Origin of the sequence: Arthrobacter sp. S41 (assembly GCF_004320535.1) — a bacterium.
In the GTDB taxonomy this organism is placed as follows: Bacteria; Actinomycetota; Actinomycetes; order Actinomycetales; family Micrococcaceae; genus Glutamicibacter.
Genome location: NZ_SIHY01000001.1, coordinates 1,317,858 through 1,341,416, shown reverse-complemented (window position 1 = coordinate 1,341,416; position 23,559 = coordinate 1,317,858). Strand labels below are relative to the sequence as shown.

Sequence of the window (23,559 nt, the reverse complement as noted above, 5' to 3'; positions counted from 1 at the left end):
TTTGACGCCCTGCCTGCGCTAAACCCGCAGGCAGCGGCCGAAAATTCAACCCTCATTCGTATCGACTTCAGACACCATAGAAGAGAGAAAAGGACCATATGTCCAACGATTCCTCATTCGGCCTCATGCGAATCAACCTTGCCACCGCGGATGAAATCCGTGGATGGAGCTACGGCGAGGTTAAGAAGCCGGAAACCATTAACTACCGCACCCTGAAGCCGGAGAAGGACGGTCTTTTCTGCGAAAAGATCTTCGGTCCTTCCCGTGACTGGGAATGCTACTGCGGTAAGTACAAGCGCGTGCGCTTCAAGGGCATCATCTGTGAGCGTTGTGGCGTTGAGGTGACCCGTGCGAACGTTCGTCGTGAACGCATGGGCCACATCGAGCTTGCTGCTCCAGTGACCCACATCTGGTACTTCAAGGGCGTTCCATCGCGCTTGGGCTACCTGCTTGATCTGGCTCCGAAGGACCTCGAAAAGGTCATCTACTTCGCTGCTTACATGATCACCGCTGTGAACGAAGACCGTCGTCACGCCGAAATGCCTAACCTGCAGGCCCAGCACGATCTGGAACTGCGCAACCTGGCAAACAACGCCGAAGCTGACAAGAAGGCTGTTGCAGCTGACTTGGAAGCAGAGCTTGAGCGCCTGGAAGGCGAAGGCGCGAAGAACGCCGAGCTGAACAAGGCTCGCACCCTGGCCGAGAAGACTGTTCTGCAGATCGACAAGCGTGCCAAGGCTGAGTCTGAGCGCCTGCGTGCAGTATGGGATCGCTTCAAGTCCTTGAAGGTCGCTGACCTTGAGGGTGACGAAGGCCTGTACCGCACCATGCGTGAAAAGTACGGACTGTTCTTCGAAGGCTCCATGGGTGCCGAAGCTATCCAGAAGCGTCTGGAAAACTTCGACCTCGCCGGTGAAGCTGAAGAGCTGAAGACCATCATCGAAAACGGCAAGGGCCAGAAGAAGGCTCGTGCACTGAAGCGACTGAAGGTTGTTAACGCATTCCTCGCCAATGGCAACTCGCCACGTGGCATGGTGCTTGACGCTGTTCCAGTGATCCCACCAGAGCTGCGCCCAATGGTTCAGCTTGACGGTGGCCGCTTTGCGACCTCGGACCTCAACGACCTTTACCGTCGTGTGATCAACCGCAACAACCGCCTGAAGCGTCTGCTTGATCTTGGTGCACCTGAGATCATCGTGAATAACGAAAAGCGCATGATGCAGGAAGCTGTTGACTCATTGTTCGACAACGGCCGTCGTGGCCGTCCGGTCACCGGTCCAGGTAACCGTCCACTGAAGTCCCTGAGCGACATGCTCAAGGGTAAGCAGGGTCGTTTCCGTCAGAACCTTCTGGGTAAGCGCGTTGACTACTCGGGCCGTTCGGTTATCGTTGTTGGTCCACAGCTGAAGCTGCACCAGTGTGGTCTGCCTAAGCAGATGGCTCTGGAGCTTTTCAAGCCTTTCGTGATGAAGCGCCTGGTTGACCTCAACCACGCACAGAACATCAAGTCGGCTAAGCGTATGGTCGAGCGTTACCGTCCACAGGTTTGGGATGTTCTTGAAGAGATCATCACCGAGCACCCGGTATTGCTTAACCGTGCACCAACCCTGCACCGTTTGGGTATCCAGGCCTTCGAACCACAGCTGGTTGAAGGTAAGGCACTGCAGCTGCACCCATTGGTTTGTGGCGCATTCAACGCTGACTTCGACGGTGACCAGATGGCAGTTCACCTGCCATTGAGCCCAGAAGCTCAGGCTGAAGCACGCATCTTGATGCTGTCCTCGCACAACATCTTGAAGCCTTCCGATGGCCGTCCAGTGGCATTGCCTTCGCAGGATATGATCATCGGTCTGCACCACTTGACCACCAAGCGTGCTGACGAAGTTGGCGCCGGTCGTGTGTTCGCCACCATCTCCGAGGCCATCATGGCCAAGGATCGTGGCGAGCTGCACCTGAACGCACCAATCCGCGTTCGCGTTCCAGACTTCGTTCCTTCTGAAGAGCAGCCTGCTCCAGAAGGTTGGGAGCCAGGTACCGATGCACTGTTGGAGACCTCGCTGGGTCAGGTTCTGTTCAACGACACCCTGCCTGCGGATTACCCATGGGTTGCTCGCGTAGCCGGCAAGGATGCACTCTCGGAGATCGTTAACGATCTGGCAGAGCGCTATCCTAAGGTCATCGCAGCAGCTACCTTGGATAACCTCAAGGATGCTGGTTTCTACTGGGCTACCCGCTCTGGCGTTACCGTTGCTATCTCGGACATTACCTCCAACATGGACAAGGCAGCCATCCTCGCACCTTACGAGGAAAAGGCCGCCAAGGTTCAGGCTTCTTACGACAAGGGTCTGATTGCAGATACCGAACGTCGTCAGGACCTGATCGACATTTGGACCAAGGCTACCGATGAGGTTGCTGAGGCCATGAAGAACGGCATGGAAGAGTTGAACACCATTAACCGAATGGTGACTTCCAAGGCTCGTGGTAACTACCTGCAATTGCGTCAGATTGCCGGTATTCGTGGTCTGGTGTCTAACCCTAAGGGTGAAATTATTCCTCGCCCGATTAAGTCTTCCTACCGTGAAGGCCTGTCGGTTTTGGAGTACTTCATTGCAACTCACGGTGCCCGTAAGGGTCTGGCTGATACCGCACTGAAGACCGCAAACTCGGGTTACTTGACCCGTCGTCTGGTTGACGTTTCGCAGGACGTTATCGTCCGCGAAGAGGACTGCGGTACCAAGCGCGGTTTGACCGTTGCCATTGCTGATAGCTCAGCTGGCATCCGCGTCAAGCACGAAACCGTAGAGAACTCGGCTTACACCCGTACGTTGGCTGCAGACGTGAAGAACGCTGAAGGCACCGTATTGGCTACCGCCGGTTCGGACGTAGGCGACGTACTGATCGACGAGTTGTACAGCGCAGGCGTGGACGAAATCCGCGTTCGCTCCGTACTGACTTGCGATTCGGCTGTTGGAACCTGTGCACTGTGCTACGGCCGTTCGCTGGCCAGCGGCAAGACCGTGGACATTGGTGAGGCTGTTGGCATTATCGCTGCACAGTCCATCGGTGAGCCTGGTACCCAGCTGACCATGCGTACCTTCCACACCGGTGGTGTGGCATCGGCTGACGATATCACCCAGGGTCTGCCTCGTATTCAGGAATTGTTCGAAGCTCGTACCCCTAAGGGTGTGGCTCCGATGTCCGAGGTCACCGGTCGTGTATCGATCGAGGACGACGAGAAGCAGCTGCGCGTTGTGGTTACTCCAGACAACGGCGATGAGAAGCAGGCCTACCCGGTTCTGCGTCGTGCTCGCCTGTTGGTTGAAGATGGCCAGAACATCGTTGCCGGTACTCAGCTCACTTCCGGTACCTTGGATCCGAAGCAGGTTCTTCGAGTCCTCGGCCCACGTGAAGCACAGAAGTTCCTGGTCCGTGAGGTTCAGGACGTGTACCAGTCCCAGGGTGTAGGCATCCACGATAAGCACGTGGAAGTTATCGTCCGCCAGATGCTGCGTCGCGTCACCGTGATCGAGTCCGGCGAAACCGACTTGCTGCCAGGCGAGTTGGCTGACCGTTCACGCTTCACCGCTGCGAACCGCAAGGCCGTTTCGGAAGGTCAGCGTCCAGCTGCCGGCCGTGACGAGATGATGGGTATTACCAAGGCATCGCTTGCCACCGATTCATGGCTGTCGGCTGCTTCCTTCCAGGAAACCACCCGCGTTCTGACTCAGGCTGCGATGGAAGGTAAGGAAGATCCACTGCGCGGTCTGAAGGAAAACGTGATCATCGGTAAGCTGATCCCGGCCGGTACCGGTCTGGATCGCTACACCCAGGTCAACGTTGAGCCCACCGACGAAGCAAAGGCAACTTTGTTCACCGGTACCTCGGCCTTCTCCTCGGGTCTGTACGACGATGCACTGGAAGGTGGGCTTTCGCCTGAATTCCGTGCCATCTCGATGGACGACTACGACCACGGATCGGATTTCCGCTAAACCGGAAGAACGACACCGCTAGGTAGTTGACCCAACGCCTGCCCACTTGAAAAAGTGGGCAGGCGTTGGGCGTTTAACAAGGCAATCCTGATGCGGCTGGATGTGAGCCTGCAGATACGTTTGCGCCTACAGCAGCGTAGGCGATTGGGGGAGTGGAGGACTTAGCTGCTGATGGGCCAGACTTGCTGAAAGAAAACAGAAACTAGTTGTGAATACTACTGGTTGAATATTCAACTAGAATCACTGATCTCCGCAGGGATCCGCGCCAATCCGGGGTTTCGGTGCCGTTCCTAGAGATTCAGTCTGTCGCCACGTGTGTGTCTACCGCTGTTCAGCTGTTATTCAGGGCTACTTGTTAGCCTGAATTTGAGTCAAGGGAATGTTGGTATCTTCCTTGTTGCTCCATGGACTAACCGGTGGTCACGGGTGATCTCGGTTACTGGACATGGTGGGACAGCGGATTAATGCTAGACTGAAATCAATTGTTTTATGTGTGGCAAAATGGACTCAGTCCGGGTTGCGGGTAGGTTGCGCAACGAATGCCACACTTTCGCACGCCTAGGGACTTTTAGATTCTAGTTGAGCGGTAAAGCAAGCAGCTAGCTCCATGAACCAAGCACCGAAACTCTTCTAGGCAACAGTGCTTATGACGTGGTGCCGACAAACTTAGACAATGGAAGGACACGAAAGTGCCTACTATTCAGCAGCTGGTCCGTAAGGGCCGCTCGCCTAAGGTCGTCAAGACCAAGGCCCCTGCCCTAAAGGGCAACCCAATGCGCCGTGGCGTATGCACCCGTGTGTACACCACCACCCCGAAGAAGCCTAACTCGGCTCTGCGTAAGGTCGCACGTGTGCGCCTTGCCGGTGGTATCGAAGTTACCGCTTACATTCCTGGTGTCGGACACAACCTGCAGGAACACTCCATCGTGCTCGTTCGCGGTGGTCGTGTAAAGGACCTTCCAGGTGTTCGTTACAAGATTGTACGTGGTGCTCTGGATACCCAGGGTGTTAAGGATCGTAAGCAGGCTCGTTCCCGCTACGGTGCAAAGAAGGATGGTAAGTAATGCCTCGTAAGGGTCCGGCGCCAAAGCGCCCACTAGTTTCTGATCCAGTCTTCGAATCCCCATTGGTCACCCAGCTGATCAACAAGGTTCTCGTAGATGGCAAGAAGTCCACTGCAGAGCGCATTGTTTACGGTGCACTCGAAGGTGCCGCTGCAAAGTCCGGTACTGACGCTGTTACGACTCTCAAGAAGGCTATGGATAACATCCGCCCAGCCCTTGAGGTTCGTTCACGCCGCGTCGGTGGCGCGACCTACCAGGTTCCTGTTGAGGTTAAGCCAGGACGCGCAACCGCACTAGCTTTGCGCTGGTTGGTTGGCTACTCGAAGGCTCGCCGCGAGAAAACCATGATCGAACGTTTGATGAACGAGATCTTGGATGCATCGAACGGTCTGGGTGCCGCTGTGAAGCGTCGCGAAGACACTCACAAGATGGCCGAGTCTAACAAGGCCTTCGCACACTACCGCTGGTAAGAACTGTTCGGATGAGCTGGGCATCAACCGATGCCCAGCAACTCCGGCCTCACCTTTTAGGGAGACAACGTGGCACAGGACGTGCTTACTGACCTGAACAAGGTCCGCAATATCGGCATCATGGCCCACATCGATGCCGGTAAGACCACTACTACTGAGCGCATCCTTTTCTACACGGGTGTGAACCACAAGCTCGGTGAGACCCACGATGGTGCGTCGACCACCGACTGGATGGAGCAGGAAAAGGAACGCGGTATCACCATTACCTCCGCGGCCGTTACTTGCTTCTGGAACAAGAACCAGATCAACATCATCGACACCCCTGGCCACGTTGACTTCACCGTTGAGGTGGAGCGCTCGCTTCGCGTGCTCGATGGCGCCGTTGCCGTGTTCGATGGCAAGGAAGGCGTTGAGCCTCAGTCTGAGACCGTATGGCGTCAGGCTGACAAGTACAACGTTCCACGTATCTGCTTCGTGAACAAGATGGATAAGCTGGGTGCTGACTTCTACTTCACCGTAGACACCATCATCAAGCGTTTGGGTGCAAAGCCATTGGTTATGCAGCTTCCAATCGGTTCCGAGAACGATTTCACCGGCGTGGTCGACTTGATGACCATGAAGGCATTCGTTTGGGAAGGCGACGCCAAGGGCGATGTCACCATGGGTGCAGCTTACGAAACTCGCGAAATTCCTGCTGAACTGCAGGAAAAGGCTGAGGAATACCGCGCAAAGCTGGTAGAGGACGTCGCTGAGGGCTCGGATGAGCTCATGGAGAAGTTCCTTGAAGGCGAAGAGATCAGCATTGATGAGCTCAAGGCCGGCATTCGTAAGATGGTTATCAACTCGGAGATCTACCCGGTCTACTGTGGTTCGGCCTTCAAGAACCGCGGCGTGCAGCCAATGCTCGACGCTGTGATTGACTTCCTGCCAAACCCAATGGATGTTGGCGCAACCGTTGGTCACGATCCAAAGAACGAAGAAATCGAGCTCACTCGCGAGCCTTCTGAGGACGCACCGTTCTCGGCACTGGCTTTCAAGATTGCTGCTCACCCATTCTTCGGTCAGCTCAACTTCATCCGCGTTTACTCCGGTAAGGTCGAGGCCGGCGCACAGCTGCTGAACTCCACCAAGCAGAAGAAGGAACGCGTTGGCAAGCTCTTCCAGATGCACTCCAACAAGGAGAATCCGGTTGACGAGATCCACGCAGGTCACATCTACGCAGTGATCGGCCTGAAGGATACCACCACCGGTGATACCCTTTGTGATCCAGCAAACCCAATCGTTCTTGAGTCGATGAGCTTCCCAGCTCCAGTGATCTTCGTTGCTATCGAACCAAAGACCAAGGGTGACCAGGAAAAGCTGTCGACCGCTATTCAGAAGCTGTCTGCAGAAGATCCAACCTTCACCGTTTCGTTGAACGAAGACACCGGCCAGACCGAAATCGGCGGCATGGGCGAGCTTCACCTCGACATCTTGGTTGACCGCATGAAGCGCGAATTCCGCGTGGAAGCAAACGTTGGTAAGCCACAGGTTGCATACCGCGAAACCATCAAGAAGGCTGTGGAGAAGGTTGACTTCACCCACAAGAAGCAGACCGGTGGTTCGGGTCAGTTCGCAAAGGTCCAGGTCTCGTTCGAGCCTCTGGAAGTTGTTGACGGCGTAACCTACGAGTTCAAGAATGGCGTCACCGGCGGCCGTGTTCCTCGTGAATACATCCCATCCGTGGACCAGGGCATCCAGGAAGCAATGCAGTACGGCATCCTGGCTGGCTACCCACTGGTTGGTGTGAAGGCTACCCTCATCGATGGTGCATACCACGATGTTGACTCCTCGGAAATGGCGTTCAAGATCGCTGGTTCACAGGTATTCAAGGAAGGCGCACGCCGCGCTAACCCTGTATTGCTTGAACCACTGATGAGCGTTGAAGTTCGTACCCCGGAAGAGTACATGGGCGACGTTATCGGCGACCTCAACTCCCGCCGTGGTTCGATCACCGAGATGTCCGACGCTGCAGGCGTCAAGGTCATCAAGGCTGGCGTCCCACTGTCTGAAATGTTCGGTTACATTGGTGACCTGCGTTCCAAGACTCAGGGTCGTGCAGTTTACTCGATGACCTTCGACAGCTACTCTGAGGTCCCGAAGGCAGTTGCCGACGAGATCGTTCAGAAGTCCCGCGGCGAATAATTCGCTTCGGAACCAAACTTGGCCGTGACCCCCATGTGGGGAAGTGGCCGATCGCGGAGCCGGTTTCAACGCCATTGAGGCCGGCCCCGCAAACGGCCAACGAGGGATTTGCATCACATGCAGGGCCCGCAGAGGACCGAAATTTCCATAATTATCCACGCCCCCAGTAGACTAATTGAAGTTCGTTTGCGAACCGCGCAGACGAAAAAAGTCTTCTGTAAATGTTTCTAGGAGGAACTTGTGGCAAAGGCAAAGTTCGAGCGCAACAAGCCGCACGTCAACATTGGTACCATCGGTCACGTTGACCACGGTAAGACCACTCTGACGGCAGCTATCTCCAAGGTTCTGGCTGACAAGTACCCAGACCTGAACGAAAAGCGCGACTTCGCTAACATCGACTCGGCTCCAGAAGAGCGCCAGCGCGGTATTACTATCAATATCTCGCACATCGAGTACCAGACCGAGAAGCGTCACTACGCACACGTTGACGCTCCAGGCCACGCTGACTATGTCAAGAACATGATCACCGGTGCTGCTCAGATGGACGGCGCAATCCTCGTGGTTGCTGCTACCGATGGTCCAATGGCTCAGACCCGCGAGCACGTTCTGCTGGCCCGCCAGGTTGGTGTTCCAACCTTGATGGTTGCACTGAACAAGTCGGACATGGTTGATGACGAAGAGCTTCTCGAGCTCGTGGAGATGGAAGTTCGCGAACTTCTTTCCTCCCAGGGCTTCGATGGCGACGACGCACCAGTTGTACGCGTTTCCGGCCTGAAGGCTCTGGAAGGCGACGAGAAGTGGGTTGCAGCTGTTGAGGAACTGATGGACGCTGTTGACAGCTACATCCCAGATCCAGTACGTGACCGTGACAAGCCATTCTTGATGCCTATCGAGGACGTCTTCACCATCACCGGTCGCGGTACCGTAGTAACCGGTCGCGCCGAGCGTGGCACCCTTGCTCTCAACTCGGAAGTTGAGATCGTTGGTATCCGCCCAGTGCAGAAGACCACCGTTACCGGTATCGAGATGTTCCACAAGCAGCTTGACGAAGCATGGGCTGGCGAGAACTGTGGCCTGCTGCTTCGCGGTCTGAAGCGCGACGATGTTGAGCGTGGCCAGGTTATCGTAGCTCCAGGCTCGATCACCCCACACACCAACTTCGATGCAAACGTCTACATCCTGTCGAAGGACGAAGGCGGACGTCACAACCCGTTCTACTCGAACTACCGTCCGCAGTTCTACTTCCGCACCACCGACGTAACCGGCGTTATCACTCTTCCAGAGGGTACCGAAATGGTTATGCCTGGCGACAACACCGAAATGTCGGTTGAGCTGATTCAGCCAATCGCTATGGAGGAAGGCCTCGGCTTCGCTATTCGTGAAGGCGGCCGCACCGTTGGTTCGGGCAAGGTCACCGCAATCACCAAGTAGTCTCTACTTGATGATTTAGATCCTCGGATCTGAGAAATCCCCCAGCACTGTTACGGTGCTGGGGGATTTTTGTGTCCCCAAGGTTTTGCGCTAGCGATTATTTCAATAAGCTGGTGTAATTGGTGAGCATAATGGATCATCACTAGGGGAGTGGCGATAATGGTCGGTTCAACGTTGTTGGCGATTTTGCTCATCGTTCTAGCCTTCGTTCTTGGGCAAAAGCGTGGACGCAGTAAAGCCGAAGAAGACAACGTCGGCTCCGCGCAACTGCGCGAAGCCTGGCAACAAGGCTATGAAGCGGCCCAAGAATTTCTGCGCAACTCAACTCTTGCTGATCAAGGGCAGGCGCCGCCAGGTACTGCCGTGGCCCCGCTGTATGGATCAACTCCGCAGCTATCCCCACCAACCAATACTTCCTATGCGCAGCCAGTAGCTCCCGGGGTAGGCCAGCCGTATCTGACACGGCAGCCCATCGGCGCAAGACCACAAGAGAAGATTCCCGCTGGCCCCATTGTTGTAGCCAAACCGGTCAAGGTACTAACCAAGCGTGAGCGCGAACTGCGCAATATCAATATCACCTTGTATGTAGCCGCCCTGATGATCGTTGCCGCTGGCGCACTATTCCTCAGCTTCGCCTTGCCCCCAGTACTCAAGCTGGTTGGTCTGTTCTTACTGGCTACAGTGTTCTACGTTGGTGGACTGCTCACTCACGCATTCAAATCGTCATTGAAGCCGGCAGGCGCTGCCTTTGCCGGTACCGGCATGGCGCTGCTGCCACTGGGTGGCATCGCTACCTACAACACCCTCGATGTGCCCGGCCCGGTGATCTGGTTTGTCTTCTCTGCAATCTCGACACTGGCGGTTGGCTACGCAACGATTAGATTCAAGTCTCGAGTCTTGGCATGGGTAGCCGTACTCATTCTGGTCAGCACCTCCATGGCTGGAGCTGCGATGTTGCAGCGCGGAATGCTTTACTACCTACTGTTCCTCTTGGCGCTGTCGGTGCTCCTGCTCTTGTTGGCTGTCTTCAGTGACCGTGTGCGCAACTCCGCGTTCTACACGGCTCTTTCGAGCACAGCCCAACTACTGCCTGCGCTGGTAGGACTGTTGGCACTGGTGCTGCTGCCGGAACTTTCGAGCAGAGACTACCTATGGATCTTCTTCCTGCTCACCGGACAGCTACTGCTCAGCGTTAAACTGCTCAGCCAATTCCGGCTGTATCGGTTGTATGCTGCCCGGCTGAGCTTCATGCTCATGCTGGTCGCTGCCTGCGACTATGCAGGATTTACCGGTTCGGTCGCGGCTATCACTGTAGCTGTAGCACTAGTCATTCAAGGTGTGCTGGTACTTCGTTATGTAGCTTCCTACCGTCAACGACTAGGCATCAGCGCGACTCACGTGCGTTATGAACGTGGAGCACTATGGGCACTGGCACTCGTCGCCGCCGCACTGTCCTACTTCCTCACTGGTACTGAAGGAACTACAGGCTGGATCAGTTACGTCGCCATCCCACTGTTGATGACTGCCACAATCTTTGGCGTGATGAAACGTTCGAGGGTTGAAACCCTCGCGTTGCCGGGATTTGCGCTGATACCTATCCTCGATCTCGCGGAGCATTTCTGGCGTCCGTTGCCAAGCCTGGCCCTGGGCATTCTCGCGCTCTCGGTGATACGCAGCAGTTCCCACCATGGCTGGAATGTGCTGCGGAGCTACGCTCGCTGGGTGCTGCTGCTTAGTTTGGGTGGTGCACTGGGCGGAACGTTGTGGGAAACCACTGGCAAGCGTTCGGATCTAGCTCTCATGTTGTCGGTGGGTGTTGGACTTACGCTCGTTGCGTTGGGCTACTGGGTTCTGGCCACATTCGCCACAACGCGTGGCGAGCCTAGCGTCAAGGACGATTCGCACCGGTTGATCCGTCTGGGCGGTTCGGCACTGGTGGTGGCAATGACCTTGGTTGCCTGGCGTATCACCGGAGTATCACATGAGGCGCAGGCGCAACTTGTTGGTATCTCTTCTGTGAGCTGGTTTACCACTATTTTGCTGCTGACCGCCATGGTCACCGCAGTATCCGGCTGGTGGCTTGCGGGCAAGACTGCCCAGCAGACGCGTCTCAACGATTCGATTCGAGGTGCGGCAAGCCTGATGCTGTTGCTGACCTACTCACTCAGCTTCAACCGAGCGAACTGGTACCTAGCCCTGGTGGTCGGAACCATTGGGCTTCTCTTCTTCCTGCTCAGCTTGCGCCAAGAGCAACGCCTGTCATGGAAAATTCGCAACGCTACCTTCTCCCAGGTGCTCTTTAGCACCATGGTTTGGTGGTTCGTTGACGTTCACCAGTTTGATATCCACGGACGCTACGCGCTGCTACTGCTCTCGCTAGTTGTTCCGCAGTTGCTACGCCTGGTACGCAACGCACTGAAGACGAAGGTTCTGTCTCAAGAACTTCAATGGATTGCCACCGGTTTACTCATCCTTGAACCGGTCAGCCTGTTTGTCTACATGTATGGTGTGCCGGACCCGGATCGAGGCGCGCTGCTACTTGCTGCACTACTTTGGGCCGTACACGGGGCAACCGCCTATTGGGCCCAACATCAGCTAGCAGTTGCTCGGCAGCTCTATATGTTGCCGACAATCTTGGGTGTAACCCTCTTGGTCTGTATTCCAGCAATGGCTTTGGGACAGAACACCGGTTGGATCCGCTCTTCGTGGTGGACCAAGGATGTTGCCAGTGTGCTCTTGTTGCTACTTGTCCTTGTGGCTACCTTGGCCGAATGGCGTCTGCGCACCAAGAAGAACTTCTCGATAGCTACCGGTGTGGGGATCTTCGTTCCGGCCATGACAGTTGCGCTGTGGCAGTTGGGCACCTGGTTCGAAGTACTGGCCCTGTTGCTGGTGGCTGTGGTGTTGGTGCTGTTCGTTGTGACTCGTCGCAGTGCTTGGTACGCGATTGCTGCAGGTGTGACCATCACGTACCTCGGTATTCGTGCGGTGAAGCTGTTGCGCGATCGTTCAGGTGCCAACGCTTTAGAAGCCATGGATCGTGTTTGGGTTTTGCTAGCTGTCGCGCTGGTCTTCTACCTATTGGCTACCGCGCATGGACGGTGGGCTCAGCCCGTACCTGCCTATCCTGAAGCAAACTACCGTAGTGACAACGCGGTGGGTGGGGCAGCGCGGTTGTACTTCGCGCAGATGATGGTGGCTGGATTTAGTGCCGGACTCATTGCGCATAGTAAAACCGACGGCGCTTTCAGCGTTATTGGGGGAGCGGCCCTCATTCTTGCGGTGGCAACAGCTACCTACATTTTTGAACTACCCGAGAAGTTCCGCCCCTATATGCCGGACGCACTCTTTGTGCTCGCGGCCCTGCTGGGCCTGAGTAGCTACGCATTCCTAGAGTCTGTGCCGCAGGCCAGCACCGTGTGCCTCTACCTGTGCGCCATCGCCGTGGTCTTGGTGATCTGGCGGAATCTGCGCGTGGACCGCCAGCTTGAACGCATCTATCTGATTTCTGCAGCGACAGCCGCCAGCCTCAGCTTGATCTTCTCCTTGATGGACGCCAATCCTGTGGTACAGATCTTGGCCTTGATCTTCTTCGCTGCCCTAGTAGCCTGGAGCCTGAAACAAGGGGATAAGTTGTTGATCTGGTGGGGCGCCATCGCCATGACGGTTGCGGTGCTGTGGTTCCTGCGCGAGCTGGCCTTCCTCTGGTTAGTCATCATTGGCTTGGGCCTGATTGTTGCTGCGGTCTTCAAATTGGTGAAGGTTGATAAGGCCAATAATCCGTCAATGCCGGAGCCAACTGCGCCGCCGCAACAACCAGCAGGTGCGGCTCCGACACAGACAGGGTTGCCATGGATGCGAGCTGCGCAAGAAGACGATGTGCGGCAAGATCCAACTGTCAAAGATCCCGAAGAGTAAAAGTGCAGTGTCTAATGCAGTCTCTTAGGCGCGGTGAGGTCAAGATCACGGGGCTAAAAGGCTACAAAAGATTTGCGCGATCGTTGCCGACCTGTCAGACTAGATAAGTTGCTTGATTGCAACCCGATCCTCTTTGTTGGGGTAATCGGATCTGGTTTGAACAACCGGGATTGGCTCTCACACAGGATAATGCCTGTGGTTCGGGATCAATACAACTGCTTCAAACTATAAGGCCCTCGATAAAGTGAGAACTTTGCGGCTTTGTCGTGACTGAAAATTTCACGACACGCCCGAGTTCGGGGGTCGGAGCCACCTGCGGGTGAGGAACCCGGATTTATTCGGATTCAGTCGCAGCGTAAGGCGTGCCGGTTCGCAAGAACCCGTATATAGGCACAGAAATTTTAGATAGTGCTAACAGAAAGAGGCATGACGCCATGGCGGGACAGAAAATCCGCATCCGGCTGAAGTCGTATGACCACGAGGTCATTGACGTTTCGGCCCGGAAGATCGTTGAGACGGTCACGCGCGCAGGCGCAACCGTAGTCGGCCCAGTGCCGCTGCCAACGGAGAAGAACGTGTACTGCGTTATCCGTTCGCCACACAAGTACAAGGACAGCCGTGAGCACTTCGAAATGCGCACGCACAAGCGTCTGATCGACATCGTTGATCCGACCCCGAAGGCTGTTGATTCGCTGATGCGTCTCGACCTGCCAGCGGATGTCAACATCGAAATCAAGCTTTAAGGGGAGGTGGCGAGAAAACTATGACCGCAACCCGTAATTTCAAGGGCCTGTTGGGCACGAAGCTCGGCATGACCCAGGTTTGGGATTCGAACAACAACCTGATTCCTGTCACCGTCGTGCAGGCTGATAGCAACGTTGTCACCAAGCTCATCAACGCTGAGCGCGATGGCTACACCGCAGTTCAGATCGGCTACGGCCAGATCGATCCTCGCAAGGTCACCAAGCCACTGGCTGGTCACTTCGAGGCTGCAGGCGTAACCCCACGTCGTCACCTGGTAGAACTGCGCACCGCAGACGCTGCCGAGTACACCGCTGGTCAGGAACTTTCCGTAGAGCTCTTCGAAGCCGGCCAGAAGGTCGACGTCGTAGGTACCTCTAAGGGTAAGGGCTTCGCCGGCGTTATGAAGCGCCACAACTTCCATGGTGTTGGCGCATCGCACGGTGCTCACAAGAACCACCGTAAGCCAGGTTCCATCGGCGGCGCATCGACCCCAGGTCGCGTTTTCCGTGGACAGAAGATGGCTGGTCGTATGGGTGCTGAGCGTGTTACCACTCAGAACCTGACCATTCACGCTATCGACGCTGAGAAGAACCTCCTGCTGATCAAGGGTGCCGTTCCAGGCGCCCGCGGCCGCGTCGTTCTCGTACGCAACGCCGTGAAGGGAGCATAAGTAAATGACTAAGGCACTTAACGTCGAACTGCCTGCAGAGATCTTCGACGTACAGACCAACGTCCCGCTGCTGCACCAGGTTGTCGTTGCACAGCTTGCTGCTGCCCGCCAGGGTACCCACAAGACCAAGGACCGCTCCGAGGTTTCGGGTGCAGGTCGCAAGCCGTTCAAGCAGAAGGGTACCGGCCGCGCCCGTCAGGGTTCGATCCGTGCTCCACACATGACCGGCGGTGGCATTGTCCACGGTCCAACCCCACGTGATTACTCGCAGCGTACCCCGAAGAAGATGAAGGCTGCTGCACTGCGCGGCGCTTTGTCTGATCGCGCACGCTTCGATCGCGTTCACGTGATTGAGAACTTGGTTGCAGGGGAAACCCCATCGACCAAGGATGCTCTGGCTACCTTGCGTTCACTCACCGAGCGCAAGAACCTGCTTGTCGTCATCGATCGTGCCAACGATGTTGCAGCCCTTTCGGTTCGCAACCTCGACGCTGTGCATGTTCTGTACGTCGACCAGCTGAACACCTACGATGTTCTGGTTTCGGATGACGTAGTCTTCACCAAGGCTGCCTTCGATGCCCTGGTCCAGAAGGAGGAAGCCAAGTGAGCGCGTTCTCAAAGGCTCCACACGACGTGGTCATCGCACCAGTCGTTTCGGAAAAGAGCTACGGTCTGATCGATCAAGGTCAGTACACCTTCGAGGTGGCACCTAGCTCAAATAAGACGGAAATCAAGTACGCCGTTGAAGCTATCTTCAACGTCAAAGTTGATTCTGTAAACACCATCAACCGAGTCGGTAAGCGCAAGCGCACCCGCTTCGGGTGGGGTGCACGCAAGAGTACCAAGCGTGCCATCATCACCCTGAAGGAAGGCTCGATTGACATCTTCGGCGGTCCGCTTTCCTAAGCGGAGACCACTTTAACGAGGAATTAAAATAAATGGGAATTCGTAAGTACAAGCCGACTACCCCGGGCCTTCGCGGCTCGTCGGTAGCCGACTTCGCAGAAATCACCCGATCGACTCCGGAAAAGTCGCTGGTTCGTCCGCTCACCAAGACTGGCGGCCGTAACAACTCCGGTAAGATCACCACCCGACACAAGGGTGGCGGACACAAGCGCGCTTACCGTGTTATCGACTTCCGTCGTCACGATAAGGACGGCATTCCGGCAAAGGTCGCTCACATTGAGTACGACCCAAACCGTACTGCACGTATCGCACTGCTCCACTACGCAGATGGCGCCAAGCGCTACATCATTGCACCGAACAACCTCAAGCAGGGTGACCCAATTGAAGCCGGCGTAGAAGCCGACATCAAGCCAGGTAACAACCTGCCACTGCGTAACATCCCGGTTGGTACCGTGATTCACGCTGTGGAGCTTCGTCCAGGTGGCGGCGCTAAGATGGCTCGTTCCGCTGGTGCTTCGATTCAGCTGGTTGCCCGTGAGGGTCGCTTCGCTCAGCTGCGTTTGCCTTCAGGCGAAATCCGCAACGTTGATGTGCGCTGCCGCGCAACCATCGGCGAAGTTGGTAACGCTGAGCAGATCAACATCAACTGGGGTAAGGCCGGCCGTATGCGCTGGAAGGGCGTACGCCCAACCGTTCGTGGCGTTGTCATGAACCCAGTTGACCACCCACACGGTGGTGGTGAAGGTAAGACCTCCGGTGGTCGTCACCCGGTCAACCCTAACGGTAAGCGTGAAGGACGCACCCGTCGTCCGAATAAGGAAAGCGACAAGCTCATTGTGCGTCGTCGCAAGACCGGCAAGAACAAGCGATAGGAGCCTGGAAACATGCCACGCAGCCTGAAGAAAGGCCCCTTCGTCGATCAGCACCTGTTCCTAAAGGTCGTTGCTGAAAACGATAAGGGCACCAAGAACGTCATCAAGACGTGGTCCCGCCGTTCGATGATCATCCCGGACATGCTGGGACACACCATCGCCGTACATGACGGTCGCAAGCACATTCCTGTGTTCGTTACCGAATCTATGGTTGGTCACAAGCTCGGAGAGTTTGCTCCAACCCGTACGTTCCGTGGCCACGTGAAGGACGACAAGAAGGGCAAGCGCCGCTAGGCCCCGCAAGGGATCTAGTATCGCTTAGCACTTCTTCGATAGACGAGAGAAGGATAGCAATGGAAGCCAAGGCAATTGCGCGTCACATCCGCGTAACGCCTATGAAGGCCCGGCGCGTCGTCAACCTTGTTCGTGGTCTACAGACCAACGAAGCACTGGCCATCTTGAAGTTTGCCCCACAGGCAGCTTCGGAGCCGGTATACAAGGTTGTCGCATCGGCAGTGGCTAACGCCCGTGCCGCCGCGGACCGCGCAGGTGAAGCATTCAATGAGGACGAGCTGATTATCAGCGAAGCGTTTGTTGACGAAGGTCCGACCATGAAGCGGTTCCAGCCGCGTGCTCAGGGTCGCGCATTCCAGATCAAGAAGCGCACCAGCCACGTGACTGTGGTTGTTTCAACCCAGAAGGGTGGGGAGAACTAAATGGGACAGAAGGTAAATCCGAACGGTTTCCGTCTCGGCATCACCACTGACCACATCTCGCACTGGTTCGCTGATTCCAGCAAGCCAGGCCAGCGTTACGCGGATTACGTAAAAGAAGACGTACAGATCCGTGCACTGCTGTCCAAGGGAATGGATCGTGCAGGCATCGCCCGCGTCGAAATCGAACGTACCCGTGACCGTGTGCGTGTGGATATCCACACCGCTCGTCCAGGTATCGTCATCGGTCGTCGTGGCGCCGAAGCAGACCGCATTCGCGGAGAGCTCGAAAAGCTTTCCAACAAGCAGGTTCAGCTGAACATCCTCGAGGTCAAGAACCCTGACATGGAGGCCCAGTTGGTCGCCCAGGGCATCGCCGAGCAGCTTGCTTCACGTGTGGCTTTCCGCCGTGCGATGAAGAAGGCAATGCAGTCGGCAATGCGCGCTGGTGCCAAGGGTATCCGCGTTCAGTGCTCCGGTCGACTTGGCGGCGCAGAAATGTCCCGCAAGGAGTTCTACCGCGAAGGTCGTGTGCCGCTGCACACCCTGCGTGCGAACATCGACTTCGGCAAGTTCGAAGCCAAGACCACCTTCGGCCGTATCGGCGTGAAGGTTTGGATCTACAAGGGTGACGTAACCGCCAAGGAACTGGCTGCACAGCAGGCTGCTGCTGCTCCAGCTCGCGGTGGTCGCGGTAGCGGAAACGATCGTCCACGTGGCGGCGAACGCCGTCGTCGTAACGATCGTAAGGGCGCTGCAGCTCCGGCTGCGGAAGGAGGAGAGGCTTAAATGCTTATCCCACGTCGAGTCAAGTTCCGTAAGCAGCACCACCCAAAGCGTTCGGGTGCTGCCAAGGGCGGTACCACCGTATCGTTCGGTGAGTACGGCATCCAGGCGTTGACCCCGGCTTACGTGACTAACCGTCAGATCGAAGCCGCTCGTATCGCCATGACCCGTTACATCAAGCGTGGCGGCAAGGTGTGGATTAACATCTACCCTGACCGTCCCTTGACCAAGAAGCCTGCTGAAACCCGTATGGGTTCCGGTAAGGGTTCACCTGAGTGGTGGGTCGCCAACGTCAAGCCAGGACGAGTCATGTTTGAACTCGGTGGCGTCAGTGAAGAGGTAGCTAAAGAGGCATTGCGTCTTGCAATCCACAAGCTACCAATGAAGGCACGCATCGTGCGTCGTGAAGGTGGTGAATAGGGATGTCTCTCGGTTCTAAAGACCTTAGCATTGAGTCCCTGGACGGCTTCGATTCTGCTCGTTTGAACGAGGAATTGAAGAAGGCCAAGGCAGAACTGTTCAACCTGCGTTTCCAGTCGGCTACCGGCCAGCTAGAGAGCAACGCGAACCTGAAGGCTATCAAGCGCGATATCGCCCGCATTTACACTGTGCTGCGCGAGCGCGAGCTGGGCATTCGTCAGGATGTCGTCGTTCCGGTTGAAGAAACCAAGAAGGAATCCAAGTAATGAGCGAGAAGGAGAACGGTGTGGATAACGCTACCGAGCGTAACGACCGCAAGACCCTCCGTGGTTACGTGGTTTCCGACAAGATGCAGAAGACCATCGTCGTTGACGTTGAGGACCGTGTAAAGCACGCCCTTTACGGCAAGGTTATGCGTCGCAACAAGAACGTAAAGGCTCATGACGAGAACAACGAAGCCGGCATCGGCGACTTGGTTGTAATCGCTGAGACCCGCCCGCTGTCTGCTGACAAGCGTTGGCGTCTCGTTGAGATCGTAGAGAAGGCTAAGTAAGCTTTCGACTCGATTTCACGGATCTCGTGATTGAAGAATGCCCCGAACACTTCGAAAGAAGAGTTCGGGGCATTTCTGCGTCTAGGGGACGGTGGACCTTTTTAAGCTACGTTCGCAATCGGCACCAGGGTTCCATAATGAACTCCCAATTCAGAGCGTTAGTACCGATTCGAATGGGTTAAGTCTTCATCAGGATTCTTGGCGTTGTGTCGTTCGATAGTTGGTCACTCGGAAATCGCTAACTGCTTCGATAATCGCTAGGGGAATAGCCGAGTACTTTCCGGAAGTCTGTCGACATGTGAGCCTGGTCGGTTTAGCCGAGGTCTACGGCTAATGTGGCAAGCGAGGCTTGCGGATGCTCGCGTAAATGCAAGGCGGCTTCTTGCAACCGGTAGCGCCGAATGACGGACAACGGAGAAAGCCCTAAGTATTTTAGGGACAGGCGTTGCAGGCTACGTACAGTCAGGTTTAGATCTGTAGCGACTTGATCAACACGTAGCGCGGTACGGTCCGCCGAAACGTAATCCAAGAATTTGTTGGCTAGCGTTCCTGATTCATTGATCGGTGGCAAGCATCGTTCGAGCCACACAGACAAATGATGAGCACAACGTTCATTCAACTGGTCGTCGCCACGTAGTTGTCGCTCTTTCAACAAGGCCTGATGAAGATCATGAGCGTTTATCGGTAGCTCTTGATCTAGTAGCTGTTGTGGTGAGCAATTGGTCAGAGAAGCAACATAAGGAGCAGCTGCAGGGCGGAGCAAGGCGGCTACCGCCCAGCCTGAACCCCGCAGGTCCTTATGGGATGCGCCGTTGCTTGGACCTGAGACAGTCACTCCCTCAGGCTGCACGACAACATTCATCAGCGGGAAAGGTAAGAGCTGTTGACGAGAACTTCTGCCGGCAGCAAGCTGCCAGCGAGAAATCCAGAACCAGCTAACGTACTGCTGCATATGTTCGGGAGGTAGGATGCGTTCGAATTCTGGGAGCCGTGCAGGATATAGAACACCTCGACCATCATGAATATCAGCCATGCAAGCGCTCCTCAAATCCGTCGCAAATTTACAAGCCCCAGCATTGCACACGTACGTAGTCTTGAGACATGAAAAATCACAACGAATTGGTGCATGGTGTCACCGGAACGCACACCACCGCTGGCGTTCCGCACGGAGTAACTTCACTGACTCCATTTCTCGCCGTTGCCAATGCGCGGAAGGCACTGGAGTTCTACAAAGATGTTTTCGGAGCGCGGATCATCGATGCCACAAGCATGGGCGGTGTTGTCGTGCATGCTGAAATAGATTTTGGCCAGGGACACCTACAGATTGGTGAGCCCAATCCGGCATACGGTCTGGTGCCACCGCCGGAGGCTCCGAACGCCTCCTACTCCTTGGGTCTGTACTGCGAAGAAGTGGATGCCGTGCTGGCTAGAGCGATTGAAGCGGGAGCTACGGTGAGGGAACCGGTGACTAATTTTGTTTCCGGCGACAGATTCGCTTCCATCATCGATCCATTCGGTGTGCGGTGGTCGATCATGAGCCGGGTTGAAGATCTGAGCGAAGAGGAAAGCGCGCAACGCGTGGCGGAATGGGCTGCTCAGCAGTCGGGTAGCGCTTCGTCGTAAACGCTTTCGCGTTGGTGGTCAACTAAGCTGAGCACATGTCAAAATATCGCCCACATCCACGTTGGCCGTGGAAGTGGGCGATATTGCTGATGACCTGTTTCAGCACTGGAGCCCTGCCGTACGTTCCGTGGCTTGCCGGCGGTTGGTTACCCCGACTTCAAGCATTCCAACCATGGACGTTACTTGCAGTGGCGGTCATCGTCTTGTTCACGCTCATGAGGCGGCGTTGGCTAGTTGCTTCGCTCACTGTGGTGCTATTGGTGATGGGGATGGCTCCCAATGTAGTTTGGCCTAGCGATCAGGCAACGCTGGAGGGCGCTAGTGCCGATGTCACCGTGTTCTCTTTCAATGCGCTCAAAGCCGGTGCGGACGCAAAGCAACTCGCAACGAGTATCCAGCAGGTAGATCCTGATGTCGTGGTGCTTGTTGAAACGAGTGAAGCGCTGCACGACCGGCTGCGCGCGGAAGGCGCTTTAGGCTCGTTGAAATACCGCAGCGCACCGGTACCCACAGGAGGCGAACGGGATACCGTGATCTTTTCGCGGTATCCGCTAAAGGACCTCGGCGGTAGTCTGGGCCCGGGGGTCACCGGCTGGTATGGGATGCCCGTTGTGGAAGTCGAATTACCGGGTAGGACTCTCACCGTAGTGGGCGTTCACGTATATCCGCCTTTGGGCAGCGCGAAGCGGTGGGCCCAAGGCTTGTCCGCGTTACAACATTGGATAGGCGAGGAAGGCAACAAGCCGTTGATCCTAGCAGGGGACTTCAACTCGGCGAGGAGCCATCCGCAGTTTCGGAAACTGGCTTCGATTATGGACGACGAGTCAACGTTGTTTCCGCTGTCAACCTGGCCGGCTAATAGAAACGTGCCACCACTGCTGGGCATAGACCATGTTCTGTCGAGAGGATTCATTCCATTGGAACAAGAGACACTGCAGATTCATGGCTCGGATCATCTGGCGATCAAGGCTACGTTTGGCCTCATAGGCAGGTAGCGCCCTGTGCTTCATTTGAGCGGCATCGTCTATAGCAAATATTTTCTGAAAATCATTCAGGAAGCCATGGGCAGTCAGAAGAATTACCTGCAGTGTTGGTGTTAGTCGACCACATCAGAAAATTTGGCCGCGGTCATGAACGTTGATATGCCGGGGGAGTACGTGGTGTCTGATGTGACGAACGACGCCTATTTTCCGCATACCACACCATTTCGGTTTTGTGCCACTCTGCGCTAGACTTGTAACCCTGTGCGCATTGTGTTCGGGGACTATCCACCTTCGGCACGATGCAGTGCGGTCTAAATCAGTTTAGATGCACAAGTACAGCCTCGGTATTTTACGCCTCGGCCCTGCCGCCAATTGAGATCAGCATTCGGTGCGCTCGCGACGGTGGGGGTAAGCGATACGTGCCGTGGAGACCATATCCGTTCCGCAAGGCTCGATTTATAAGAGAACCAGCGAGACGACAGGAGTAAGAAGTGATTCAGCAGGAGTCGCGACTCAAGGTTGCCGACAACACCGGTGCTAAGGAAATCCTTACCATCCGTGTTCTTGGTGGCTCGAAGCGTCGCTACGCAAGCATTGGCGACACTATTGTCGCTACCGTCAAGGATGCAATTCCTGGCGGCAACGTAAAGAAGGGCGACGTCGTCAAGGCAGTCGTCGTTCGCACTAAGAAGGAAATCCGTCGTGCAGACGGTTCCTACATCAAGTTCGACGAGAACGCAGCTGTGATCTTGAAGAACGAAGGTGAACCACGCGGTACCCGTATTTTCGGCCCAGTGGGTCGTGAACTTCGTGACAAGAAGTTCATGAAGATCGTTTCGCTGGCTCCGGAGGTGCTGTAACCATGGGCGCAAAGATCAAAAAGGGTGACCTGGTTCAGATCATCTCAGGCAAGGATCGTGGCTTGCAGGGCAAAGTCCTGAAGGTCATCACCGATACCAACCGCGTACTTGTTGAAGGCGTTAACCGCGTCACCAAGCACACCAAGGCAGGTCAGACCGAATCAGGTTCGACCACCGGCGGCATCACGGTTGTTGAGGCTCCAGTGCACGTTTCTAACGTTGCAGTGGTTGACCCAGAAACCAAGAAGCCAACCCGCGTCGGTTTCCGCGAGGAAACCGTAGAAAAGAACGGCGTGTCCAAGACTGTACGCGTCCGTTTCGCCAAGGCTTCCGGAAAGGATCTGTAATGACTGAAGCAGCCACCAAGATCCAGCCACGTCTGAAGGCTAAGTACAACGCAGAGATCCGCCCTGCTTTGCAGGAGCAGTTCAACTACGTCAACACCATGCAGGTCCCAGGCCTGACCAAGGTTGTAGTGAACATGGGTGTCGGCGAAGCTGCCAAGGACTCGAAGCTCATTGAAGGTGCCGTCAAGGACCTGACCGCAATTACCGGTCAGAAGCCAGTGGTAACCAAGGCTCGCAAGTCCATCGCACAGTTCAAGCTGCGCGAAGGCATGCCAATTGGTACGCACACCACCCTGCGTAACGATCGCATGTGGGAATTCATTGATCGCTTGATCACCCTGGCACTGCCTCGTATCCGCGACTTCCGCGGTTTGAGCGACCGTCAGTTCGATGGCAATGGTAACTACACTTTCGGTCTGACCGAACAGTCGATGTTCCATGAAATCGATCAGGACAAGATCGATCGCGTGCGCGGTATGGACATCACTGTGGTGACCACCGCCAAGACTGATGACGAAGGCCGTGCCTTGCTAAAGGCTCTGGGCTTCCCATTCAAGACCAACAACTAATCTCACTACGTTACAGGTCCGCTAAGGAAACCGTAACGAGGAAGGGCTGAAGCCCACATGTCTATGACAGATCCAGTCGCAGATATGCTGACTCGTCTGCGTAACGCTAACTCGGCATACCACGACACTGTGTCGATGCCGTCGAGCAAGCTAAAAGTACGCATTGCTAACATCCTCAAGGAACAGGGCTACATTGCCTCGTTCGAGGAAGTTGCTGCAGAAGTCGGCAAGACTCTGACCATCACCTTGAAGTACGGCCCATCGCGTGAGCGTTCAATCGCTGGCGTACGTCGTATCTCCAAGCCAGGTCTTCGCGTATACGCAAAGTCCACCAACTTGCCTCACGTGCTCGGTGGTCTTGGTATCGCAATCCTGTCCACCTCCTCCGGTCTGCTTACTGACCGTCAGGCTGCAAAGAAGGGCGTGGGTGGGGAAGTCCTCGCCTACGTCTGGTAAC

Annotated in this window: 24 protein-coding genes; 23 read left to right on the top strand and 1 reads right to left on the bottom strand. The window is 55.7% G+C overall.

Annotated elements, in window-relative coordinates; genetic code table 11:
- Positions 1-98 precede the first annotated feature (98 nt).
- The 17 genes from EYR88_RS06140 (at position 99) to rpsQ (ending at position 18,720) form a co-directional block, all read left to right on the top strand.
- Positions 99-3,989 (top strand): DNA-directed RNA polymerase subunit beta', encoded by a 3,891-nt coding sequence (locus tag EYR88_RS06140; protein ID WP_131088793.1) that lies wholly within the window; start codon positions 99-101, stop codon positions 3,987-3,989.
- A gap of 689 nt (positions 3,990-4,678) precedes the next feature.
- Positions 4,679-5,053 carry a 30S ribosomal protein S12 gene (rpsL, locus tag EYR88_RS06135; RefSeq protein WP_047119685.1) on the top strand — a complete coding sequence of 125 codons (375 nt, stop codon included), beginning with the start codon at positions 4,679-4,681 and terminating at the stop codon, positions 5,051-5,053.
- Positions 5,053-5,523: a 30S ribosomal protein S7 gene (gene rpsG, locus EYR88_RS06130; protein ID WP_096283700.1), complete on the top strand. Its 471-nt coding sequence runs from the start codon at positions 5,053-5,055 to the stop codon at positions 5,521-5,523. Before rpsL ends, rpsG begins: the two co-directional genes overlap by 1 nt.
- 69 nt (positions 5,524-5,592) lie before the next feature.
- On the top strand, positions 5,593-7,707 hold the full coding sequence (fusA, locus tag EYR88_RS06125; RefSeq protein ID WP_131088792.1) for an elongation factor G: 2,115 nt from the start codon (positions 5,593-5,595) through the stop codon (positions 7,705-7,707).
- 240 nt (positions 7,708-7,947) lie between these two features.
- On the top strand, positions 7,948-9,138 hold the full coding sequence (gene tuf / locus EYR88_RS06120) for an elongation factor Tu (RefSeq protein WP_131088791.1): 1,191 nt from the start codon (positions 7,948-7,950) through the stop codon (positions 9,136-9,138).
- 159 nt (positions 9,139-9,297) lie between these two features.
- Entirely contained in the window at positions 9,298-13,056 is a 3,759-nt protein-coding gene (locus EYR88_RS06115; protein ID WP_131088790.1) for a hypothetical protein, read from the top strand.
- A gap of 434 nt (positions 13,057-13,490) precedes the next feature.
- Complete coding sequence (gene rpsJ / locus EYR88_RS06110) at positions 13,491-13,799, top strand: 30S ribosomal protein S10 (protein ID WP_013349689.1); 309 nt, start codon at positions 13,491-13,493, stop codon at positions 13,797-13,799.
- Positions 13,800-13,819: 20 nt separating this feature from the next.
- Entirely contained in the window at positions 13,820-14,470 is a 651-nt protein-coding gene (gene rplC / locus EYR88_RS06105) for a 50S ribosomal protein L3 (RefSeq protein WP_131088789.1), read from the top strand.
- Between the two features lie 4 nt (positions 14,471-14,474).
- Complete coding sequence (gene rplD / locus EYR88_RS06100; RefSeq protein WP_131088788.1) at positions 14,475-15,077, top strand: 50S ribosomal protein L4; 603 nt, start codon at positions 14,475-14,477, stop codon at positions 15,075-15,077.
- Positions 15,074-15,376 carry a 50S ribosomal protein L23 gene (gene rplW, locus EYR88_RS06095; RefSeq protein WP_131088787.1) on the top strand — a complete coding sequence of 101 codons (303 nt, stop codon included), beginning with the start codon at positions 15,074-15,076 and terminating at the stop codon, positions 15,374-15,376. The genes rplD and rplW overlap by 4 nt, the downstream gene beginning before the upstream one ends.
- Before the next feature lie 32 nt (positions 15,377-15,408).
- Positions 15,409-16,248: a 50S ribosomal protein L2 gene (gene rplB / locus EYR88_RS06090; RefSeq protein ID WP_131088786.1), complete on the top strand. Its 840-nt coding sequence runs from the start codon at positions 15,409-15,411 to the stop codon at positions 16,246-16,248.
- 12 nt (positions 16,249-16,260) lie between these two features.
- The gene (gene rpsS / locus EYR88_RS06085; protein ID WP_013349684.1) at positions 16,261-16,542 is read left to right on the top strand and encodes a 30S ribosomal protein S19; all 282 of its coding nucleotides are present in this window, start codon (positions 16,261-16,263) and stop codon (positions 16,540-16,542) included.
- 59 nt (positions 16,543-16,601) lie between these two features.
- Positions 16,602-16,964, top strand: coding sequence for a 50S ribosomal protein L22 (rplV, locus tag EYR88_RS06080; protein ID WP_022874133.1), 363 nt, complete (start codon positions 16,602-16,604; stop codon positions 16,962-16,964).
- Positions 16,965-17,750: a 30S ribosomal protein S3 gene (gene rpsC, locus EYR88_RS06075; RefSeq protein ID WP_131088785.1), complete on the top strand. Its 786-nt coding sequence runs from the start codon at positions 16,965-16,967 to the stop codon at positions 17,748-17,750.
- Positions 17,751-18,167 (top strand): 50S ribosomal protein L16, encoded by a 417-nt coding sequence (rplP, locus tag EYR88_RS06070; RefSeq protein ID WP_131088784.1) that lies wholly within the window; start codon positions 17,751-17,753, stop codon positions 18,165-18,167.
- Between the two features lie 2 nt (positions 18,168-18,169).
- Positions 18,170-18,433, top strand: a complete 264-nt coding sequence (gene rpmC, locus EYR88_RS06065; protein WP_131088783.1) for a 50S ribosomal protein L29 — start codon at positions 18,170-18,172, stop codon at positions 18,431-18,433.
- Entirely contained in the window at positions 18,433-18,720 is a 288-nt protein-coding gene (gene rpsQ, locus EYR88_RS06060; protein WP_013349679.1) for a 30S ribosomal protein S17, read from the top strand. The genes rpmC and rpsQ overlap by 1 nt, the downstream gene beginning before the upstream one ends.
- 313 nt (positions 18,721-19,033) lie before the next feature.
- On the opposite strand, the gene EYR88_RS06055 is transcribed toward rpsQ, so the two are convergent.
- Positions 19,034-19,753, bottom strand: coding sequence for a helix-turn-helix domain-containing protein (locus tag EYR88_RS06055; protein WP_207306467.1), 720 nt, complete (start codon positions 19,751-19,753; stop codon positions 19,034-19,036).
- Positions 19,754-19,821: 68 nt separating this feature from the next.
- Between EYR88_RS06055 and EYR88_RS06050 the strand changes: the two genes are divergently transcribed.
- The 6 genes from EYR88_RS06050 (at position 19,822) to rpsH (ending at position 23,558) form a co-directional block, all read left to right on the top strand.
- Positions 19,822-20,343, top strand: a complete 522-nt coding sequence (locus EYR88_RS06050; protein WP_131088782.1) for a VOC family protein — start codon at positions 19,822-19,824, stop codon at positions 20,341-20,343.
- A 35-nt stretch (positions 20,344-20,378) separates the two neighbouring features.
- Positions 20,379-21,338, top strand: a complete 960-nt coding sequence (locus EYR88_RS06045; RefSeq protein WP_131088781.1) for an endonuclease/exonuclease/phosphatase family protein — start codon at positions 20,379-20,381, stop codon at positions 21,336-21,338.
- A gap of 479 nt (positions 21,339-21,817) precedes the next feature.
- Complete coding sequence (gene rplN, locus EYR88_RS06040) at positions 21,818-22,186, top strand: 50S ribosomal protein L14 (RefSeq protein WP_058254887.1); 369 nt, start codon at positions 21,818-21,820, stop codon at positions 22,184-22,186.
- 2 nt (positions 22,187-22,188) lie between these two features.
- Entirely contained in the window at positions 22,189-22,533 is a 345-nt protein-coding gene (gene rplX / locus EYR88_RS06035; RefSeq protein ID WP_131088780.1) for a 50S ribosomal protein L24, read from the top strand.
- The gene (gene rplE, locus EYR88_RS06030) at positions 22,533-23,102 is read left to right on the top strand and encodes a 50S ribosomal protein L5 (RefSeq protein WP_131088779.1); all 570 of its coding nucleotides are present in this window, start codon (positions 22,533-22,535) and stop codon (positions 23,100-23,102) included. The genes rplX and rplE overlap by 1 nt, the downstream gene beginning before the upstream one ends.
- A gap of 57 nt (positions 23,103-23,159) precedes the next feature.
- Positions 23,160-23,558, top strand: a complete 399-nt coding sequence (gene rpsH / locus EYR88_RS06025; RefSeq protein ID WP_013349671.1) for a 30S ribosomal protein S8 — start codon at positions 23,160-23,162, stop codon at positions 23,556-23,558.
- Position 23,559 lies beyond the last annotated feature (1 nt).

Excerpts from the sequence above, each read along its gene's own strand:
- EYR88_RS06140 (WP_131088793.1), top strand. The coding sequence starts at position 99 with ATGTCCAACGATTCCTCATTCGGCCTCATGCGAATCAACCTTGCCACC.
- rpsG (WP_096283700.1), top strand. The coding sequence starts at position 5,053 with ATGCCTCGTAAGGGTCCGGCGCCAAAGCGCCCACTAGTTTCTGATCCA.
- EYR88_RS06115 (WP_131088790.1), top strand. The coding sequence starts at position 9,298 with ATGGTCGGTTCAACGTTGTTGGCGATTTTGCTCATCGTTCTAGCCTTC.
- rpsJ (WP_013349689.1), top strand. The coding sequence starts at position 13,491 with ATGGCGGGACAGAAAATCCGCATCCGGCTGAAGTCGTATGACCACGAG.
- rplC (WP_131088789.1), top strand. The coding sequence starts at position 13,820 with ATGACCGCAACCCGTAATTTCAAGGGCCTGTTGGGCACGAAGCTCGGC.
- rplD (WP_131088788.1), top strand. The coding sequence starts at position 14,475 with ATGACTAAGGCACTTAACGTCGAACTGCCTGCAGAGATCTTCGACGTA.
- rplB (WP_131088786.1), top strand. The coding sequence starts at position 15,409 with ATGGGAATTCGTAAGTACAAGCCGACTACCCCGGGCCTTCGCGGCTCG.
- rpsS (WP_013349684.1), top strand. The coding sequence starts at position 16,261 with ATGCCACGCAGCCTGAAGAAAGGCCCCTTCGTCGATCAGCACCTGTTC.
- rplV (WP_022874133.1), top strand. The coding sequence starts at position 16,602 with ATGGAAGCCAAGGCAATTGCGCGTCACATCCGCGTAACGCCTATGAAG.
- rpsC (WP_131088785.1), top strand. The coding sequence starts at position 16,965 with ATGGGACAGAAGGTAAATCCGAACGGTTTCCGTCTCGGCATCACCACT.
- rplP (WP_131088784.1), top strand. The coding sequence starts at position 17,751 with ATGCTTATCCCACGTCGAGTCAAGTTCCGTAAGCAGCACCACCCAAAG.
- rpmC (WP_131088783.1), top strand. The coding sequence starts at position 18,170 with ATGTCTCTCGGTTCTAAAGACCTTAGCATTGAGTCCCTGGACGGCTTC.
- rpsQ (WP_013349679.1), top strand. The coding sequence starts at position 18,433 with ATGAGCGAGAAGGAGAACGGTGTGGATAACGCTACCGAGCGTAACGAC.
- EYR88_RS06055 (WP_207306467.1), bottom strand. The coding sequence starts at position 19,753 with ATGGCTGATATTCATGATGGTCGAGGTGTTCTATATCCTGCACGGCTC.
- EYR88_RS06050 (WP_131088782.1), top strand. The coding sequence starts at position 19,822 with ATGAAAAATCACAACGAATTGGTGCATGGTGTCACCGGAACGCACACC.
- EYR88_RS06045 (WP_131088781.1), top strand. The coding sequence starts at position 20,379 with ATGTCAAAATATCGCCCACATCCACGTTGGCCGTGGAAGTGGGCGATA.
- rplX (WP_131088780.1), top strand. The coding sequence starts at position 22,189 with ATGGGCGCAAAGATCAAAAAGGGTGACCTGGTTCAGATCATCTCAGGC.
- rplE (WP_131088779.1), top strand. The coding sequence starts at position 22,533 with ATGACTGAAGCAGCCACCAAGATCCAGCCACGTCTGAAGGCTAAGTAC.
- rpsH (WP_013349671.1), top strand. The coding sequence starts at position 23,160 with ATGTCTATGACAGATCCAGTCGCAGATATGCTGACTCGTCTGCGTAAC.